The sequence below is a fragment of the Photobacterium sanguinicancri genome, from assembly GCF_002265265.1.
Taxonomy (GTDB): Bacteria; Pseudomonadota; Gammaproteobacteria; order Enterobacterales; family Vibrionaceae; genus Photobacterium; species Photobacterium sanguinicancri.
On the sequence record NZ_NOIF01000084.1, the window covers coordinates 1 to 19430 of the forward strand.

The following is a 19430-nucleotide window of genomic DNA, read 5'->3' on the forward strand; positions in this document are numbered from 1 at the left end:
CTCTTAGTATCCCCCGTTTTACATTGTTATTTTTGGAAACTTACTTTGATAAATACACCCACACCACAATTAAATTTAATCCATTCAAAATCAAGAACTTAAAACAACAAAGCCCAGATTGAACGCATAAAAAATCAATTATCAATACAGCATATACATCACAAAAAAAGCAAGGCCAGCAATATAAGATCCTACCTGCCAGTATTTATACATCTATTAACAACCACTAGACACTCACCAATTAAGATTATCATGCTGTTTTGCTGTGATGTCATTTAAGGGAACTTATGTTATCAATAATCATTGCATTGATAGTGACAGGCTTTGTCACTATGTTTGTACTCAAGGGATATAAAGCGCAAGCAATATTAATGGCAGGCGGCATTGTTTTAATGATTGCCGCAATGTTAATTGGCCAAGATCTACCATTGCCAGAAAGCGCCTCTACAGGTTCACAATGGCTTGATGTTTTCCAGTTTATTAAAAACACCTTTTCAAGCCAGAGTGCAGGGCTTGGTTTAAAAATCATGGCCATTGCCGGTTTTGCTTTTTACATGCATGAGATTGGTGCTTCTGAATCACTCGTTCGCGTACTAACTCGCCCACTTGCTCGTATTAAACACATGCCTTACTTTTTCATGGCAATGTGTTTCATCATTGGCGAATTTCTGTCTATCTTCATTACCAGTGCCTCAGGCCTAGGTGTATTGTTGATGGTGACACTGTACCCACTAATGCGTAGCGTAGGATTAAGTCGACTATCGGCTTGTGCACCGATCGCTACCGCGGTTGCGGTGGAAATGGGACCGGGCCAAGGTAACGTTAACTTTGCCGCTGAAATTATTGGTATCGACGTTGTCGATTATGTTGTTCAATACCAACTTGTTGTCGCAGCTGCTGCATTAATCACGATTGCGCTTCTGCATGTCGTTATTCAAAAGTATTTCGATGTAAAAGCTGGTCATATTGCCAGTGAGCACCGTCACCTTGCCGATCAAACTGAAGATAGCCAATCGTCAACAACAGGTGAAGATGGCCAACCACTAGCACCTACTATCTATGCTATTTTGCCAGTTATCCCATTGGTACTGATCTTCACTTTCAGCAAGTTAATGATCAGCAGCATTAAGATGGACGTCACAACAGCCATGTTTGTGTCTATCGTGATCACGCTGTTCTTTGAATATTTCCGCCGTGGTAACGCAAAGAAAGTAATTGATTCAATTCAAATTTTCTTTGATGGTATGGGCCGACAATTTGCTAACGTGGTTACCTTCATCGTTGCTGGTCAAACTTTTGCCCAAGGCCTGAAAACCATAGGTGCCATTGATGTCATTGTTAATGCCGCTGAAACCGCAGGCTTTGGCCCAGTACTGATGACCATAGTGATGGTCGGTATCATTATGGTCTCCGCCATCTTAATGGGCTCAGGTAACGCTGCATTCTTCTCGTTTGCTAACTTAGTGCCTGACATTGCAGCAAAAATGGGGATAGCACCGGTTGTCATGCTATTACCAATGCAGTTTGTCGCAGGGATGAGCCGTAACATTTCACCGATAGCACCCAATATGGTGGCTATCGCAGGTGTGGCAGAAGTATCACCGTTTGAACTCGCTAAACGTACCGCAGTTCCTATGTTAGGCGGGATAATTATTTCTGTCTTTATTAGTATCACCAGTTTCTAAGCTAGTAAGCTTCTAGCTCGCACAGGCAAATACAACAAAGCCAGAGTCATTTCACATGCTCTGGCTTTGTTATTTCTCGCTTATAATTTCAAACTGGCTGTTAGCTCTCAGACAAACTCATGACCGTCTGCGAAACATTTTCAGCACCCGTATAGATTTCATCCATTACCGTCGAGACTTCAGCTATCTTGTTCATGCCTTCGTTACTAATAGTTGCCACTTCACGCATACTTGCGGTGACACGATCCGTTAAGTTTCTATTCTCTGCAACCACAGAAGCAATTTCACTGGTTGACTGGCTAGTACGAGATGCCAACTGACGTACCTCATCCGCAACAACGGCAAAACCACGACCTTGTTCACCAGCACGAGCGGCTTCAATTGCTGCATTCAATGCTAATAAGTTGGTTTGATCGGCAATCTCTTTAATCGTTGAAACAATGGCTTCGATATTCTGTGATTTAGTATTCAACAGTTGAAGTTGTTCAGACGTGCTTTCCACTTGTTCTGATATTTTGGCTGACACTTCAACAGAATCTGTGAGTAGTTCAGAGCCTTGTTTGGCAATCTGTGCCGTTTCTACTGATGTGCTGTAAGCAACTTCAGCCGCTTGAGCAACGGCTTCGTTCTTTTTAATCTGCTCTGTGATATTAGAGGCAAACTTAATCACCTTAACCACATTGCCTGATGCATCTAATATCGGGTTATACGTGGCTTCTAACCACACATTGTCACCGTAACTGTTTTTTCGCAAAAACTGCCCTGACTTAAAGTGGCCTTTCGCTAGATCTTGCCAGAAGCTTGGATTTTCAGCATAGAAAGTATCATCGCAGAACATGCGGTGATGTTGACCGCGAATTTGCTCTAACGCATAGCCAACAGTACTTAAAAAGTTTTGGTTCGCAGTTAAAACAATGCCTGTTGGATCAAATTCGATGGTCGCCTGAGAACGGTTTAGCGCAGCCAACACATTTTGCTGAGCAATTGACTCGTTTTTAGCGATCGTAACATCAGATGCTATCTTCATGACCTTTACGATCACGCCATCTTGCTTAACTGGAAAGTAAGTCGCTTCTAACCAAATCGCCTCACCGTGCTTGTTCTTACGTTCAAACGTGCCATGCGCTGCTCTGCCCGCTTTTAAATTCTGCCAAAATTGACGATATTCAGCGCTGTCAGCAAAAGCTTTAAAACACATGGCCTTGTGGTATTTACCCACAACCTCGGATAACGAATAACCGACAATACCTAAAAAAAGTGGATTGGCATCTAAAATTCGGCCATCAAGATCAAATTCGATAGTGGCCATTTCCGACTGGATCGATCCAACAATCGATTGAAGCTGAGCATTCTCACCCTGAACAGTCGCTAGCTGCTGCTTTAACTTTCTACTAAACATCAGATTGTCTCTTATTATTTTCTGTTTTCGCACAATGGACGGTATAAAACCACCATCAAAAATACCTCTCGCGCAATATAGTAAATGACAATTGTCTCAAATTGATAATTATTTTTAGCAACATCTCAAAAAGCCAGCCACACAACGCCATACCTCCCCACAAAAACAGTCATAGCTACGTATTAATACATAATCAAACTCATAACAAAGAGCGATTACGTTCTAATAGAAGAGTGCATTGCGAGTCATCCAAACATGTCTTGTGACAACGGAGTAATGTCCATAATGTGATCACTCGCCTAGAACGTTTGATCCAAATGAGATAGAAGAAAAGTTCAGTGTTCACAGCAATAAAAAGGCCTAGCGGCTATGCAGCTAGGCCTTATAAGAGGCTGAAGGCTTAACTGATTAACATCAAGCTCTCTTCACCTCTTAATTATATTGAATATAAAGCATCTTTCGAAGGCTATCACATCGGCGCTTATCTAAACGATCGCCAAGATAGTCACCATCTTCTGCAGCCTTCTTCATCAATAGTGCCCGTGCACGTTCATTTGAAGGTAGATCTTTATATTGATCGTAAGACTGAAGCTTAAGGACTTTATATTTAGAGCGTTGACCTGAGCTTGCGACATGGTCATAACAATAAACCATCGCGCCTGCATTTGCTCCGACCTTACTAGCATCGGTGATTGCATAAGCATTTGTAGCTAGCACTATCAAAGCTAAAGAAAGTGTTTTAATTAGTTTCATATCGATCTCCAATTAGAGCTCATATTTGGCTTCAGTTACTGTCATCTTCATTGTTTAGTTAAAGAGACTTCTTAAGTCAGAAACAAATCATAATCATCAATCGAATAACACACTTGCCATTTAGTGACATAGCATAATTCTTCGCGATACTCGAGCTACGATGTGAAACCGCCTTCTTCCACGCAACCTAATAAACCCCTATATATAAAAACCGACACGTAAACGAACAAAAAACGCAGTGTCGTTAGATGGCAATTAAAAGGAGGATTTGGTGTATATGCTTTCTTAAAAAAGGATGAAACGCCATTTACACTGTGCCGTCGAGTGACTCAAGGCGAGTAATCAAAGCATTATTTATCAATAACATTACCCACGAGAATAACCATGTCTGAAGATAATAAAATTGACAAGAAAGCGGAAGAACCAAGGAAAGTAAACAAAGTTAAAATAACAACCAATGCCTTATTAGCATTAGCTGTTGTTTCAATTAGTACCGCGATTATCTCAGACCGAATTATTCCCACGACTGACAACGCTAGAGTTGAAGGCAATGTTGTTTCCTTAAAGCCACAGGTTTCAGGACAAATAGAAGCAATCAAAGCTAAACCCAATGCCAATGTAAATAAAAATGATGTGTTACTTCAAATAGCGCCAACGGAATATAAAATTGCCGTAAAGAAAGCAGAAGCAAAACTTAAAATCACCGGGCAACAAGTTGGCTCTCAAATGGCCAATATCATTGCTGCGCAAGCACAATTAACAACCGCATTAATTGCGCAAGAAAATGCTAAACGTCAGGGCCAGCGAGTACTCGCAATGGCTGAGAAAGGCGTTGTTTCAAAGTCTGATGCTGACACAACCCGCGCAACTATCGATAAGTCCAATGCTGATGTATTGAATGCTCAGGCTAATCTTGAAAAAGCGAAATCTCAAGTAGGTTCAGAGGGTAAAGATAATGCCCAAATACAAACAGCACTACTTGAACTGCAACAAGCACAATTAGATCTATCACGCACAACAATGTTCGCACCAGCAAACGGGGCAATAACCAATTTGAACTTGTCAGCAGGTTCTTATGCTTCGGCAGGCTCCCCATTAATGACATTTGTTGAAAAAGACAGTCTATGGCTAGAAGCCTATTTTCGTGAAAATAGCTTAGGAAACATAAAGTCTGGCGACGACGTTGAAATTGCACTTGATTATGCGCCCGGTACAACGTTCAAAGGTACGGTATCTTCGATTGACCTTGGTGTGGCTTGGGGACAAAACGATCAACTTGGTAAGCTTGCCAACGTACAAAACCAAAACGGTTGGTTACGAGACACACAACGTATACCTGTGACAATAAAACTCAACGAGCCAGCCGCTATCGAAATGATGCGTATTGGGGGGCAAGCAGATGTGATTATTTATACTGGAGATAATGCACTATTTAACCTTCTTGGTAAGGCTTGGATTAATCTAGTGAGTATCTTGTCTTATGTTCGATAATATAAATCAAGCGCAGGAACGAAGGATCCTGCGTTACATCACTACGGTAGGCATCGCCACATTCCTTGCTTTATGGTTTAACTGGCCATTAGCGTTTTGTACGCCGCTATTGACTGCAAAGTTTATTACCGACAAACCTCAATTCCATATTCTACATGTTAAACAACTAGGTTATGCGCTTATATCCACGGCTATTATTGGATTTTTAATATCATCAGGATTACCCGAGTATAAAATCGCATTTTTAGCCATGATCTCTCTTGGAATGCTTTGGGCATACTATTTATTTACCGACCCAAAGTGGGTAATGTTTGCAACATTTCTAATGATCGAACTTATCTTACTCCCTTCAGTAACCATCATAGATCAGGGCGTGGCAATTGATGTCGGCGTTGGCTTTGCATTCTCAGGGGTTTTAGCGGTCGCACTCTACGCACTCTCTCATGTGTACTTCCCTGAGGAAGAAGAGGTAGAGTTTAATGGTTTTCCACCATCACCACTGATAGACGAGATGCGTTGGGCTGCAGCCATTCGAGCCTGGAAGATTTCATTTCCGTTAGTTTGCTTTTACTTCTACTTCCAGCTATCCCAAATACTACTGACAGTTGCATTTGTGATGATATTATCTTTAATGGCAAGCAGTGATAAGACTGGAAAAGCCGCGCTATTTTTCACTATGAGTAACATCCTTGGTGGGTTACTTGCCTTTATCGCTTTTGTAACCATTTCTTTAGTACCAAACATGTATATATACATGTTAGTTATCCTCGTCATCATAGCTATGATCGGCACCAAAATTTATACCGATCCAACAAAGGCCCCTCTTTACATTACCGCCTTTACTGGTTTTACGGTCCTAATGGGAACCTCGATGAGTAATGGCGCATTAGATGACAAGTTTTACGTCCGTATTTTCCAGTTATTCCTCGTACTGCTTTACATGCTATTTATGACATATTTCTTTGAATCTCGTGAAAGAAAATAAGCGCCAATCACACGCATCAAGTCGATTTAGATTATATTAATATAGGCACTATTTTCTCTTCTTCTATGGCATTAAATGGCAGCGAATTTCCTCTGCCATTGAGCCTTCAAGAATACAGCTTGTCATTAATGTCCTTTTGTATGAGCTTTAGCAAAAACTTAGGACTTCCCTCTGCCACATTTGGTATAGCCAGTACTCACATCCATCGCATGAACTTACACCGTGATGACGAAGAGACTCATCACTTTCGTTGAAGTCTCCCCTACTATTAATTTCAGCGCCTAGAATAAAGTGTTAAGATCATCACAATAGAAAAATTCCAGTTACGGGGTTGCTTGTAAAGTAAGCAAACGCCAGCCCTTTTTATGCGCGGTAAATTTTATGTACCCCATGTTGTACCCCGTAACTTAAAATGAATAAATAAATTATGCTAAGGTTTTCAAATGTCTAACAGTATCCAGTGGTTTCCGGGTCACATGCACAAGGCTCGCAAAGAGATTGAAGAAGCGATCCCAAAAGTTGATGTAATTATTGAAGTACTGGATGCACGTATCCCATTCAGTAGTGAAAACCCGCTCATCTCTTCTTTTCGTGGTGAAAAACCTGTTGTTAAGGTTCTTAATAAGCGTGATTTAGCCGATCCTGAAATGACGGAACTTTGGATTGCCCACCTAGAGAAAGAGCAAGGTGTTAAGGCGATTGCGATCACGACTGAAAACATCTCTGAAGTACAAAAAATCACAGAACTTTGCCGTAAACTGGCACCACACCGTGAAGAGATGGGTAAAAACATTCGTACCATGATAATGGGTATTCCGAATGTTGGTAAATCTACCATCATCAACACGTTAGCAGGCCGTGCTGTTGCTATTACAGGTAACCAACCCGCCGTCACTCGCCAACAGCAACGTATTAATCTACAGAACGGTATTATCCTTTCTGATACCCCTGGGATTTTATGGCCAAAAGTTGAAAACCCGCACAGTGGCTTTCGTTTAGCGGCAACAGGTGCAGTTAAAGATACAGCGATGGATTATATGGACGTGGCTTTCTTTACGGTTGAATACCTTAAAGAGGCTTATGCCGATCGCCTAATTGCACGTTACGACCTTGATGAAGATATGCCAGAAACAGATATCGAGTTAATGGAAGAGATTGGCCGTAAACGTGGTTGCCTTCGTGCTGGTGGCCGCATTGATTTACACAAAGCCTCTGAGATACTGATCAATGAACTTCGCAACGGTACCTTAGGCCAGATCACAATGGAACGCCCAGAAATGATCACTGAAGAACTAGTGAACGTTGCTATCCAAACTGAGCTAAAGAAAGAACAACAAATTAAGAAGAAAGAAGAACGCCGTAAACGTTACCTGCGCAACAAGCGTTAATACGTAATACGCTCTTCTCTTTGATAAAAACCCCGCCTTGTATACCACAATGCGGGGTTTTTCTATATTTAAACGCTGATGATTTCTGCCATGTTTCATCTGCACTGAGTTTACAGTGTAAAGGCTTCCCCATTGCAACGCAGTACTTGCGTATTGGCAGGCAGCACAGACAAATTACACGGCTCATCATAAGTTGCCAGAATCACGATACGATCTGTTGGGAATTGCTCAACAACAGATAGCCATTCATCAGAATTCTCAATGGGTGAACGATTGGCATCTCGACGGCAGAGATCACTGATCACCTTAGGACAATGTTTCGTCGAAATCACACGCTCCGCTTGCTGCATTAGCCTTAATGCTTTTAACGTCAGTAATTCTGGGTCTTGCGGATAGAACACCACAACGGGCGGCACTATGAAATTGTTCTCGGTATTAAGTAGCTCTTCAAACACGGTTTGTAGCTGAAGTAAAGATTGAGCATTCGACACCAGAGGATGGCGAAAGAACCGCTCCCAGAAATAGCGACGTTCATCGACGGTGTTAAAATATTGCTTAATATAAGGGCGTGATTGCTGAGAAAACTGAGCAATAAGCGGTAGATTGGCTGCTAGCTGTGTTTCAAGCAGTTCACGTAAAAAACGCACTAATACTGGTGCGGCACCACCACTAGAAATTGCGACTTGCAGTAAACCACGGTCGATAATAGAGGGGGTGATAAAATCACAATGGTCAGGGCTATCAACAACATTACACAGCACCTTGGCCGCTGTCGCATCTTGATGAATACGTAGATTTAGTTCGCTATTATTGGTTGTTGCCCATATTTGCCATACACCATCAATATCTTGCGTTTGGTACTCAGCTTGACGGTAGCGAATGTCTCCTGAGGCAAATCTTACCGACAGCTCATCGCTTAACGTTGGCGATACCACCAGCACATCAGCTTGCGCTTCACAGAGCATGGCGACTTTACGGCTGGCGACTTCCCCACCACCTATCACTAATACAGGTTTATTGACCAGATCGACAAAAATAGGAAAATACTGCATAGGCCCTCTTTGATAAATATGCGTCAATACAATGCTTTCAATGCGTTAACAAACCCAAAGCACACTATGCAGTTAAGCACAGCACGTAATGATTAGCTAGCGTCATACTGCGTTGCTCAGGCTTTTGGCTAAACTTTCTCATCTAAATGAATAATTCATATTTTGGAAGCTGCTCGAAATAAAGATGTAACTATTCATTCTCATTTCTCACACTAATCCAGACTCACTCCCAAAGCATTTGCATACACCTAGCGTATCAGTTTCATGAGCTATCCAGCCTGACTTACGGTGATATATTTAGCTTGTGCCGCCGCTAAATCAGAGGAAAACATGCACTTACAGTACCGACCAATCGCAGCCCTTTTCGCTTGTCAGCTTACTTTTTCAAACATCGCTTTCGCTGCTAGCCAAGAACAACCACTGGCGCAAGTCCCTACGGAAACGATGGGGCAAACAACGTCTCATTCTTTATCTAACACGAATACATTCGCGTTAGATAAAGAAGCGCTCAGCCGTTATTTAGTGCATCAAAATCAACATGGCCAATTTAGTGGCAACCTTCTTATCGCTAAAGATAATAAAGTCATATTCGAGCAATCACTAGGTCTCGCCGATGTGCAAAGTAAGCGGCCAATCAACCCAAGTAACCTATTTAAAGTGGGGTCCTTAACCAAGCAACTAACGGCCGCTGCAATTCTTCGATTATCAGAACAAAACAAACTACAACTTGATGCTCCCGTTGATCGTTATTTTCCTAAACTCGCGCTTAGCAACAAAATCACCATTAATGACTTACTTGATCACACTGCGGGCATAAACCGTGATATATCTTGGCGTGATAGCCCTCAATCTTGTCGTAGCAAGAGCCTAGTAAATCAAATCATCAAAGACAGCCGCCAATATCCGCCCGCACTGCAATACAACTTCAGCCACGCACACTATGTGTTACTTGGCAGTATTATCGAGCAAGTGTCAGGCGTTGATTACAACAACTATATCGACCAAGAATTTTTACGGCCGATAGGCATGAAAGACAGCAGTATGAAGCTGACACTTTCTTTCCAACTCGCAAAATCATATGAAATTTCAGGGCTTATTAATGCCCATATCACACCAACAGATTGTGCATGGTCAGCGGGAGGGCTGATAACTACGGCGCGTGATTTATACCTTTGGAATCAAGCTTTACATAACGGCAGTGTGGTTTCTAAAGCATCGCTACAGAAGATGTACGACGAACAAATAGGTATGGTAAAAAGCCAGCATAACAATCAACTCTATTTCAGCCAGCAAGGCAACATTGATGGGTTTAAAACGCTGATGACTTACCAGCCTGAAACCAAAGCTATGATGATTGCACTCAGTAACTACCAAAACACCAACCTAACCTTATTAACGGCCGATTTGTTGCAAATGAGCCAAGGAAAGCCCGCGTTACATTTGGTTACTGCACCGAAAAACCAAACTGTAAATTGGCAAAGTAACCGCGATATTGTTGGTAATTATCAAGATAATTTAGGGGTGCCACTGCAGATCGTTTACGAGGAAGGTGCACTAACCGCAAAGGTGAATCAGGCCAATATCCCCTTGGTCGTGAAAAATAGTAATAGCCTGTATGCCGCAGGTATCGATAATAAAATACGGGTTAGTCGCAACACCAATAACACCAGCCAAGAGATCGTGTTCTTCTCGCGGGATGGCCGTTACCTTTCTCGCTTTGTTCGGGTCGAGTAACCATTTTTACTAAGGTACATGGCTCACTCAAGCCGCTATGTCTCATTCCGCTAATAGATATTCAATAAGCGAAATGAGCTCCAACAGATACAAAAAGGGCTATCGAGTGATAGCCCTTTCTTTAGCTGTACAGCGACTGATTAAGACAGTTTGTGGCTGTGGGTTTTCCACAATTTAAACGCAGCGGGTAAGACGACAAGCGTTAATATCAACGCCGATGCCATACCACCAATCATTGGGGCGGCAATACGCTGCATCACACTCGAACCTGTCCCATCACCAAGCATGATTGGGATCAAGCCGATAATCACAGTTGCTACCGTCATCATGACAGGGCGCACTCGAAGCCCTGCACCTTCTTGAATCGCCGTGAATAAATCACTTTGAGAAAGTACAGAATGACTATTACGCGCAGCCTCTTCCTTGGATTGCCATGCTTGGTTAAGATAAACCAGCATAATAACCCCAATTTCAACCGCAACACCCGCTAAGGCGATAAAGCCTACCCCCACCGCGATCGAGAAGTTATACCCCAACGCATGCATTAGCCATACGCCCCCGACCATTGCCAAAGGTAAGGTCGCCATAATAATCAATACTTCACCAACACGACGGAAACTCAAGTAAAGCAACAGCATGATGATAGCAATCGTCGCTGGCACTACCACACTCAAGCGTGCTTTCGCTCGCTCCATATATTCGTACTGTCCAGACCAAGCCAGCGAATAACCAGCAGGTAAAACGACAGTTTCAGCGACTTTTTGCTGAGCAGCTTCAACGTACGATCCTAAATCACGACCTTCAATATCAATAAAGACCCAACCATTCGGACGTGCATTTTCCGTTTTGATCATCGGCGGCCCATCTTCAAAACGAATATTTGCAACGTCAGCCAGTGCAATGCGTGCACCACTTGCTGTCACTAATGGTAGATTCTGTAGTTTTACTAAGGAATCACGATAATGCTGCGGGTAGCGCACATTAATTGGGTAACGCTCTAACCCTTCAATTGTCTCACCTACATTCATTCCTCCTACCGCCGTGCTAATCACTTGCTGGATGTTTTGAATACTTAATCCATATCGTGCAGCAGCTCGGCGTTTAATATCCATCGTAATATAACGCCCACCAGCAACCCGCTCAGCATAGACAGAAGCGGTTCCCTCTATATTGCGTAATGCATCTTCCAATTGTGTGCCTATCTGCTCGATCGTTTTAAGATCAGGGCCCGCGATTTTAATGCCTATTGGTGTTTTTATCCCTGTCGCCAACATATCAATACGCGTTTTGATCGGCATTACCCAAGCGTTAGTAACCCCAGGGAACTGAATTAAGCTGTCCAATTCACTACGCAAACTCTCCGAGGTTACGCCGTCACGCCATTCGCTACGCGGTTTAAACTGAATGATCGTTTCGATCATCGTTAAAGGCGCGGGATCAGTCGCAGTTTCTGCCCGCCCTATTTTTCCCCATACTGTTTTGACTTCAGGCACGGTTTTGATCAGTCGATCTGTTTGTTGCAGCAACTCACGCGCCTTACCAATAGATATCCCCGGATACGTGGTTGGCATATACATGAGATCGCCTTCATCTAGCGGTGGAATAAACTCACTACCCATTTTGCTTATTGGGTAATACGCCGACACCATTAAGGCTAAAGCCACCACTATGACTGTTTTAGGGAAACGTAAACCAAGATTCAGTAATGGGCGATACAAAGCAACGACCGCACGGTTAACGGGGTTCTTATGCTCAGGAAGTACCTTCCCACGAATGAAATACCCCATTAATACGGGCACTAAAGTGATCGCCAAACCCGCCGATGCCGCCATCGCAAATGTTTTGGTAAAGGCTAAAGGTGCAAACATTTTGCCCTCTTGCCCTTCCAAGGCAAAAACAGGCACAAAACTTAACGTTATGATAATTAATGAAAAGAACAGCGGTGTTCCGACTTCTTCTGCCGCTTTACTTATCACTTGCCAGCGATTTTTATCAGTTAATGGCGTTCGTTCAATATGCTTATGGACATTTTCGATCATAACAATGGCACCATCTACCATGGCGCCAATTGCTATCGCAATACCACCTAAGGACATGATATTGGCATTAATACCCTGCCAATGCATGATGATAAACGCAGTAAGGATGCCAATTGGTAAGCTAATAGCAACAACCAAAGATGAGCGGATATGGAACAAAAACAGCGCACACACTAGAGCAACAACGATGAATTCTTCCAGCAGCTTTTCATAGAGGTTATCTACTGCGCTTTCTATGAGCTCAGAGCGATCATAGGTCGGAACAATCTCAACTCCTTCAGGTAAACTGCGCTGTAATTCTGCCAACTTGGCTTTGACATTCGCGATCACATCACGGGCATTTTCACCAAAACGCATCACAACAATACCACCAACGGCTTCGCCTTCACCGTTAAGTTCTGAAATACCACGACGCATCTGAGGACCAACTTGAATATCAGCCACCTCGCCAAGCATTAGGGGGGTACCACGCTCAGTTACTTTCAATGGGATATTTTTCAGATCGTCAATATCTGAAATATACCCCGTCGCGCGTACCATATGTTCTGCTTCAGCCACTTCAACGACCGATGCTCCCGCTTCTTGATTTCCAGACTGAATCGCTTTGTTAACCTGCTGCAAAGTCAAATCGTAAGCTCGCAACTTCGCGGGATCGATCTGCACTTGGTACTGCTTCACCATACCGCCCACTGTCGCGATTTCAGACACGCCATCGACAGTTTGTAGTTCGTACTTCAAGAACCAATCTTGCAGGCTTCGCAACTCACTTAAATTATGCTGACCGGATTTATCAGTTAACACGTAACTGAAAACCCAGCCAACACCGGTCGCATCTGGCCCTAAGGTCGGTTTAGCGTTAGCCGGCAATTTAGGTGCGACCTGACTTAAATACTCTAAAACACGCGAACGCGCCCAATACATGTCGGTATCATCATTGAAAATGATATAAACATAAGAGTCACCGAAGAAAGAATATCCACGAACAGTCTCTGCACCCGGCACTGCGAGCATCGCTGTGGTTAATGGATAGGTCACCTGATCTTCGACCACCTGAGGTGCCTGACCAGGATAGCTGGTTTTAATGATCACCTGCACATCAGACAAATCAGGAATGGCATCAATAGGGGTTTGTTTTACGCTAAAAAGACCCGCTGCAACCAGAAAGACGGTTGCTACCAAGACCAGAAATCGATTCGCAATCGACCAACGAATAATAGAAGGGATCATTGGTCACCACCTTGTTCGTTAAGGTTGGTGGTCAATGAATCATGGTCCATATCACCATGACCCATTACTGAATGGTCCATTTTCGAGTGATCCATTTTCGAGTGGTCCATAACGGTATGATCCATCTCCTGATGGTTCATCAATGCGTGGTCAACCTCTGACTGGGTCGTATTGGCTTTTCGGACATCACTTAACACATACTGACCTTGTGCATTTTTCTCGATCAAAAACTCAATCGCGTCACCGTCAGCCAGTACCGAAAGATCACTATTATCTTTTACCGTGAAATTCATGACCATGGCAGGCCAATCCCATTGTGCAATCGGCGCATGATCAACGGTCAACATTTTATGATCGCGCATTATGGATTTAATGACACCTTGTGCTGTAATCGCAGGTTGCGTCCAAGCCGCTATCATTGCCGTTTGGGTCGAATCACCTTCTGTCGATGCGTGATTATCAGCCATCGAAATAGCCGCCTTAGTCGTAGAAATACGAGAAAGATCCGCTGATTGACTTGATTCTGAATCCAATAAGAATTGTGCCGATGTGACAACACGATCACTCACATTAAGCCCCTGCAAGACTTCTGTCACACCACCCGCCTGACGTCCAATCTCAATCCGAGTCGAGCGGTATTGCCCATCCCCCAACGCCAACACAACACGTGCCATGTTGCCTGTGCGAATAATGGCATTATCTGGCACCGTCAGAACCGCTCCTTCGCTTTGCGGCTTAAGCGTAATATTGGCAAACATATTCGGCTTCAAATCGCCATTTGGATTCGGAAATTTCAAACGTACTTTTACTGTCCGTGTTTTTTCATCTAACACTGGGTAGATATAATCAACCATGCCTTGCCAATTTTGACTCGGTAATGCATCAACACTCATCTCGGCCTGCGCGCCTGATTTAATCCAATGTGCTTGACGCTCGAATACTTCCGCATCCACCCAGATACTGGTTAGATCGCCACCACTAATCACAGTTTGCTGCGGAGAAAGGTATGCCCCTTGGCGAATATTCAAACTCGCAACAACCCCATCAGCTGGCGCCTTAACTTCGATTTGCTTCATAGCTTTACCGCGTCTTAATACACGTTGGATTTGTTCGCTATCAACACCTAATACAAATAAACGTTCTTTCGCCCCTTGTACTAACGCTGCTCTTCCGAGCCTTTTTGCGTTTAATAGCTCTTCTTGTGCTTTCACTAACTCTGGTGAATACAACTCAAACAGCACTTGTCCTTTTTCAACTCTATCGCCGATGGCAGCGACTTTTAATGTTTGAACCCAGCCACTCACGCGGCTATTGATCTGCCACATTTGGCTTTCATCAAAAGCAACATAACCCACAGTATCAATACGTGGGATCAACTGCTGGCGTGCTACCTGTGTAGTTTTTACCCCTAAGTTATTTTCAATTGAAGGCGATATTTCGACAGTCCCTGCCAGCTTTTCTGTTTGGCTTTCATCTGCATATACTGGGATCAAATCCATCCCCATCGGGGATTTGCCAGGTTTATCACGCTTATATTTCGGGTCCATTGGCGCAACCCAATACAGAGGTTCATTAGCAGTAGAATCCGTTGCCATCGTATTTGTATTTTGTCCATCACTCGCCTGCGCACTAAAGCCAAAGACACCACTGTGGCTAACGTAATAACCGACTGCACTTCCCACTGCCAGTGACAACACTGCAACTGTTAATGTTTTTTTCATGTTGCCTCTCAGAATTTATTTAATAAGTAGGAAAGCTTGGCGTTTGCCAACGAAAGATCTGCCTGTAGTCGAGCTTGCTCTAATTCAATATTCAAAGCGTCACTTGCCGCTCGAATGTACTCATCCAACTGGCTAGTATTGTTTTGATAGCCTCGTTCTATGGCTTGGGTTTTCTCTTGGGCATAGCGCAATAATCCATTTTGATAACGATTAAGACGCTGTTGAAGATTAGTGCGGTCGTGACGTACCGCTGCCACTTGCGCATTCATTTGCTGGAGGAGTAAATCACGCTGTGCCTTAGTAGCACCAAGTTGGTGCTGAGCAGAAGCAAGCTGTTTGTCTTGGCGGTTTTCAGTAAACAACGGAATATCCATGGTCAAATACACGCTCAATAGATCTGAGGCGGGTTGACCATTCATGCCCGTGGCTTGCCGGTTACCGTACATAACCTCGACACCAAACTGTGGTTGGTACGCTTCATTAGCAATATCAATGCTGGTTTCATTACTTTTAATTAGGGCATCAATCACTCTCACAGCAGGGTGCTGCGCCAATGCTAAGTAATCATTTTGATGCGAAGCTTGTGTGTCGAGATACGCCTGAAGTGCTGACCACTCTGGATATTGCGAGGGAGCAACTGACTGCGCTTGCTTCCCTAACCATTCACCAAATTGCGCCTTTATTCGTTGTTGCACTTGCGCGTTAGCATCCAATTTGTCGTCTACACGTGCAATTTGTAGTTGAGCTTGAATCACATCTTGTGCTTGGTTAACGCCTACCCCGTAATTCATGCTTAGGTACTGCTCTAACTCTTTAAACAGCGTTTTATTTTGCTGTAACAATTGACGAGCACGGTGCTGATAAACGCCCTCAACCCATAAATTAGTCATCGCAAAACGTACATCCAATGCGCGTACGCCCAATTTTTTCCGAATACTTTCAGCTTGCTCACTGGTTTGCTGTTGTTTTAGCGTTAACGTATCGCCGCGGCCAAATTGCTGCATAAGGCCAACCGAAATGTTTGTCATCGGATCTTTATCCAATGCAAATGAATCGACAGGTAACCCGCCAACACCCAGTTTTAATTTAGGGTCCATCCATTGACTGCTGGCAACACCAGCATCTGTCATCGCATTTGCTTGCGATTCAATTTGTTGTTTTGCCACATCATGTTCTACGGCCCATGTTATCAACTGAGGTAAATCGCTATTGGCCATGACAGGAAAGGCGATTACCTGTAATAACGAGATGCCGATAACACCTACAAATACACGTTTGTGCATAATCACATCCTTTAATAAGGAGAGTATTTTTAAGCTGCTTTTAGTGAGATACGAATAAGTACTATCAATTGAAAATCGACAGTTTTACCCTTTAAAAGCAAATAGATGGGTTGACAATCGCACAGCCTCACAACGGAGAACACAGTGCTATTGCAACCAATCACTCTGACGTTCGGATCTAATTACTCGATAGAAGCTATTTACATTGGCTTTCATCGAAATTAAGGAATTAAAACATCACGCGCAGAGTGCGAGGTAGGGGCTATACAATCGGAGGGCGAAAGAGGTTGTCGGTAGATTGAATCGGAGAACTCAAGGTATGAATAATAGGTGCACGCGACGTTTGCGCATGTGAAATCGCAGGAAGTGATGCGGTGATAAAAGGATGGCTTTGGCAGTGTGTGATATTGCAGCAACTATCCAGCATATCCATTGAACTGCAACACGAAACATCAGCCTGTTGACTTGCTCCAGAAGAATGGCTTGTCGTCATACATAAAGAAGGTGAAGAGGTTTGGCTTTCATGGTGCAAGTGAGACTCAGGCTGCATGCACTTTGGTAAGTGTTCGCTTTTTGCTATTGAAGTCACTTTAGCATCAAGCACTGCAATACTATGTTGATGATTATCGGCCATATTCGACATTTGTTGCTGTGCAAGCACAGGTTGCATGATCAAACTTATGATCAAACTTATGATCACAACCAATGTTGTCGCAGGCAAAGAAAACAAACGCAGTAATATCGGCATCAAACTTCATAAATAACAATAGGAAACCATAAAAGTCTAAACCTTCCCCCTAGAGGAAGGTCAAGTCTCTCTCGGGGAGAAATGCGATTTATCAACTATCTTTTCAAAACGAACTCACTGTCATCACCACTCATTTACTGGTATTTACCTTGATAATCAAACTAAATACTGCAACTATAGTTTGACCATCAAGATACTTATTAATCAAATTACTTGATAAGCAAGCAAGTTGTAAAGCAAATAACATAAGGGTTCACTATGCAGCACCAGCCACATTCACTTGCGCCTTGGCAACATAGCCACGATTTTGTCAGCCACAACCATAAGGGTGAGCGTCGTACCTACTATGTTTTATTACTGACCATAGTCACTATGCTGGCTGAAATTATTGCAGGCACCATTTACGGTTCCATGGCGTTGCTTGCCGATGGCTGGCATATGGGTACACACGCTGCCGCTTTTATGATCACCCTTTTTGCCTATCGCTATGCCCGTAAATATGCCAATACCGATAAGTTCGCCTTTGGGGCGGGTAAAGTGAGTGTGCTGGGTGGTTTTACCAGTGCGATAGCTTTAGGACTCGTGGCTTTGATCATGCTGGTTGAATCGGTGCACCGTTTATTTTCACCGCAGCAAATCCAATTTAATGAAGCCATCTTCGTCGCTGTTATCGGTCTTATCGTTAATGTTGTCAGCGTGTTCTTATTAAAAGATGATCATCACCACGAGCACCATAGCCATAGCCATAGCCATAGCCATAGCCATAGCCAGCATGATGCGAATAAACATGACCATCACAATGGACACTCTCATCATGATGATCACAATTTAAGAGCGGCTTACTTCCATGTAATGGCAGATGCACTCACCTCATTACTGGCGATTATGGCGTTATTCTGCGGAAAATATTTTGGATTTAATTGGATGGATGCCGCGATGGGGATTGTGGGGGCGGTTATCATCACACGCTGGGCATACGGGCTCATGCAGCAAACTAGCCCAATCCTGCTAGACGCAAGCATCGAGAGTCAGTACCGCCAACAGATTGTTGAGACACTAGAACAGGACAAAGACAGCCAAGTCAGTGATATTCATATTTGGAAGATCAGTGCCGATCATTACGCTGCCGCTATTTCAGTTGTCACATCAACACCAGCAGAAATAACACACTACAAGCAATTACTCCGAAATTTCGATAAACTCAACCACTTAACGATTGAAGTTCAGCAATGCCATCGTAATGAGGTGGCCTCGGAATAAAAATGAAAGACATCGAGCAGTTAAACCACACCATTATTGAATTTTACGAGAAACTATCGTCGTGGGAACAATCTGTTGTTCGTGGTAAGGGCTTTTCCTTACCACAAGTACATATTGTTGAAATACTCGGCGCACATGGCGCAATGCGAATGAAAGAACTCGCGGATAAGATTGGTGTGACGACAGGCACACTCACAGTCCAAGTCGATAAAATGGTCAATGCAGGTTTAATCTGCCGACGTCCTCATGAATCCGATCGACGTTCGATATTAGTAGAACTAACAACATCCGGTGAAAGCTTGTACCAAGAGCACGATCAACTCCACTTGAATCTAACGCAAGACATCACTGCAAAACTCAGTGATACCGACCGCCTCCACTTGCTTAAATGCCTACAAGTAATGAACCAAGAATTTTAAATTCACCTTCAAGCCCATAAATTTTTAGTGTTAAAAATAGCAGACTAGAAGCATGGGCTCATTTTTAGCGAAATAAAAACATTAATACACGAAACATTTCTCGCATTAATCAAGATTAAAAACCACAACACTTGATTTTCAATACCATTAAATCAATAGGTTAAATAAAACAATCCCACTGAAGCCACTCCAAACAACATACTACTCTAAACATTCAAAATCTCTTATTAACACCATTAATTTTCC

14 protein-coding genes are annotated in these 19430 nt (G+C 43.2%); 7 read left to right on the forward strand and 7 right to left on the reverse strand.

Annotation, left to right across the window (positions count from 1 at the left end):
• Window positions 1-287 precede the first annotated feature (287 nt).
• Window positions 288-1685 (forward strand): C4-dicarboxylate transporter DcuC, encoded by a 1398-nt coding sequence (gene dcuC, locus ASV53_RS13540; protein ID WP_094957454.1) that lies wholly within the window; start codon window positions 288-290, stop codon window positions 1683-1685.
• A 100-nt stretch (window positions 1686-1785) separates the two neighbouring features.
• Here dcuC and ASV53_RS13545 read toward each other — a convergent pair whose 3' ends face one another.
• Together ASV53_RS13545 and ASV53_RS13550 are read right to left on the reverse strand one after the other, a co-directional pair.
• Complete coding sequence (locus ASV53_RS13545) at window positions 1786-3084, reverse strand: methyl-accepting chemotaxis protein (RefSeq protein ID WP_094957455.1); 1299 nt, start codon at window positions 3082-3084, stop codon at window positions 1786-1788.
• 432 nt (window positions 3085-3516) lie between these two features.
• A complete protein-coding gene (locus ASV53_RS13550; protein WP_094957456.1) occupies window positions 3517-3837 on the reverse strand; it encodes a hypothetical protein in 321 nt (106 codons plus the stop codon).
• A 384-nt stretch (window positions 3838-4221) separates the two neighbouring features.
• Between ASV53_RS13550 and ASV53_RS13555 the strand changes: the two genes are divergently transcribed.
• From ASV53_RS13555 to ylqF, 3 genes are all read left to right on the forward strand, one after another.
• A complete protein-coding gene (locus ASV53_RS13555; RefSeq protein ID WP_094957457.1) occupies window positions 4222-5328 on the forward strand; it encodes an HlyD family secretion protein in 1107 nt (368 codons plus the stop codon).
• Window positions 5318-6313, forward strand: coding sequence for a DUF2955 domain-containing protein (locus ASV53_RS13560; protein WP_094957458.1), 996 nt, complete (start codon window positions 5318-5320; stop codon window positions 6311-6313). Before ASV53_RS13555 ends, ASV53_RS13560 begins: the two co-directional genes overlap by 11 nt.
• A 443-nt stretch (window positions 6314-6756) precedes the next feature.
• Window positions 6757-7701: a ribosome biogenesis GTPase YlqF gene (gene ylqF / locus ASV53_RS13565; RefSeq protein WP_062691406.1), complete on the forward strand. Its 945-nt coding sequence runs from the start codon at window positions 6757-6759 to the stop codon at window positions 7699-7701.
• Window positions 7702-7811: 110 nt separating this feature from the next.
• Here the strand turns inward: ylqF and ASV53_RS13570 are convergent, their stop codons facing one another.
• Window positions 7812-8753, reverse strand: a complete 942-nt coding sequence (locus ASV53_RS13570) for a precorrin-2 dehydrogenase/sirohydrochlorin ferrochelatase family protein (RefSeq protein ID WP_094957459.1) — start codon at window positions 8751-8753, stop codon at window positions 7812-7814.
• A 330-nt stretch (window positions 8754-9083) separates the two neighbouring features.
• Between ASV53_RS13570 and ASV53_RS13575 the strand changes: the two genes are divergently transcribed.
• A complete protein-coding gene (locus tag ASV53_RS13575) occupies window positions 9084-10487 on the forward strand; it encodes a serine hydrolase domain-containing protein (RefSeq protein ID WP_094957460.1) in 1404 nt (467 codons plus the stop codon).
• 140 nt (window positions 10488-10627) lie between these two features.
• On the opposite strand, the gene ASV53_RS13580 is transcribed toward ASV53_RS13575, so the two are convergent.
• The 4 genes from ASV53_RS13580 to ASV53_RS13595 form a co-directional block, all read right to left on the reverse strand.
• Window positions 10628-13753, reverse strand: a complete 3126-nt coding sequence (locus ASV53_RS13580; RefSeq protein WP_094957461.1) for an efflux RND transporter permease subunit — start codon at window positions 13751-13753, stop codon at window positions 10628-10630.
• Entirely contained in the window at window positions 13750-15474 is a 1725-nt protein-coding gene (locus tag ASV53_RS13585) for an efflux RND transporter periplasmic adaptor subunit (protein ID WP_094957462.1), read from the reverse strand. The genes ASV53_RS13580 and ASV53_RS13585 overlap by 4 nt, the downstream gene beginning before the upstream one ends.
• A gap of 8 nt (window positions 15475-15482) precedes the next feature.
• On the reverse strand, window positions 15483-16757 hold the full coding sequence (locus ASV53_RS13590; RefSeq protein ID WP_094957463.1) for a TolC family protein: 1275 nt from the start codon (window positions 16755-16757) through the stop codon (window positions 15483-15485).
• A gap of 262 nt (window positions 16758-17019) precedes the next feature.
• Window positions 17020-17505 carry a hypothetical protein gene (locus ASV53_RS13595; RefSeq protein ID WP_141226248.1) on the reverse strand — a complete coding sequence of 162 codons (486 nt, stop codon included), beginning with the start codon at window positions 17503-17505 and terminating at the stop codon, window positions 17020-17022.
• Between the two features lie 258 nt (window positions 17506-17763).
• Here ASV53_RS13595 and dmeF point away from each other — a divergent pair, with 258 nt between their 5' ends.
• Window positions 17764-18765 (forward strand): CDF family Co(II)/Ni(II) efflux transporter DmeF, encoded by a 1002-nt coding sequence (gene dmeF / locus ASV53_RS13600; RefSeq protein ID WP_094957465.1) that lies wholly within the window; start codon window positions 17764-17766, stop codon window positions 18763-18765.
• 2 nt (window positions 18766-18767) lie between these two features.
• Window positions 18768-19184, forward strand: a complete 417-nt coding sequence (locus ASV53_RS13605) for a MarR family winged helix-turn-helix transcriptional regulator (protein ID WP_062691422.1) — start codon at window positions 18768-18770, stop codon at window positions 19182-19184.
• The last annotated feature ends 246 nt before the right edge of the window (window positions 19185-19430 follow it).

Excerpts from the sequence above, each read along its gene's own strand:
- dcuC (WP_094957454.1), top strand. The coding sequence starts at position 288 with ATGTTATCAATAATCATTGCATTGATAGTGACAGGCTTTGTCACTATG.
- ASV53_RS13545 (WP_094957455.1), bottom strand. The coding sequence starts at position 3,084 with ATGTTTAGTAGAAAGTTAAAGCAGCAGCTAGCGACTGTTCAGGGTGAG.
- ASV53_RS13550 (WP_094957456.1), bottom strand. The coding sequence starts at position 3,837 with ATGAAACTAATTAAAACACTTTCTTTAGCTTTGATAGTGCTAGCTACA.
- ASV53_RS13555 (WP_094957457.1), top strand. The coding sequence starts at position 4,222 with ATGTCTGAAGATAATAAAATTGACAAGAAAGCGGAAGAACCAAGGAAA.
- ASV53_RS13560 (WP_094957458.1), top strand. The coding sequence starts at position 5,318 with ATGTTCGATAATATAAATCAAGCGCAGGAACGAAGGATCCTGCGTTAC.
- ylqF (WP_062691406.1), top strand. The coding sequence starts at position 6,757 with ATGTCTAACAGTATCCAGTGGTTTCCGGGTCACATGCACAAGGCTCGC.
- ASV53_RS13570 (WP_094957459.1), bottom strand. The coding sequence starts at position 8,753 with ATGCAGTATTTTCCTATTTTTGTCGATCTGGTCAATAAACCTGTATTA.
- ASV53_RS13575 (WP_094957460.1), top strand. The coding sequence starts at position 9,084 with ATGCACTTACAGTACCGACCAATCGCAGCCCTTTTCGCTTGTCAGCTT.
- ASV53_RS13580 (WP_094957461.1), bottom strand. The coding sequence starts at position 13,753 with ATGATCCCTTCTATTATTCGTTGGTCGATTGCGAATCGATTTCTGGTC.
- ASV53_RS13585 (WP_094957462.1), bottom strand. The coding sequence starts at position 15,474 with ATGAAAAAAACATTAACAGTTGCAGTGTTGTCACTGGCAGTGGGAAGT.
- ASV53_RS13590 (WP_094957463.1), bottom strand. The coding sequence starts at position 16,757 with ATGCACAAACGTGTATTTGTAGGTGTTATCGGCATCTCGTTATTACAG.
- ASV53_RS13595 (WP_141226248.1), bottom strand. The coding sequence starts at position 17,505 with ATGCCGATATTACTGCGTTTGTTTTCTTTGCCTGCGACAACATTGGTT.
- dmeF (WP_094957465.1), top strand. The coding sequence starts at position 17,764 with ATGCAGCACCAGCCACATTCACTTGCGCCTTGGCAACATAGCCACGAT.
- ASV53_RS13605 (WP_062691422.1), top strand. The coding sequence starts at position 18,768 with ATGAAAGACATCGAGCAGTTAAACCACACCATTATTGAATTTTACGAG.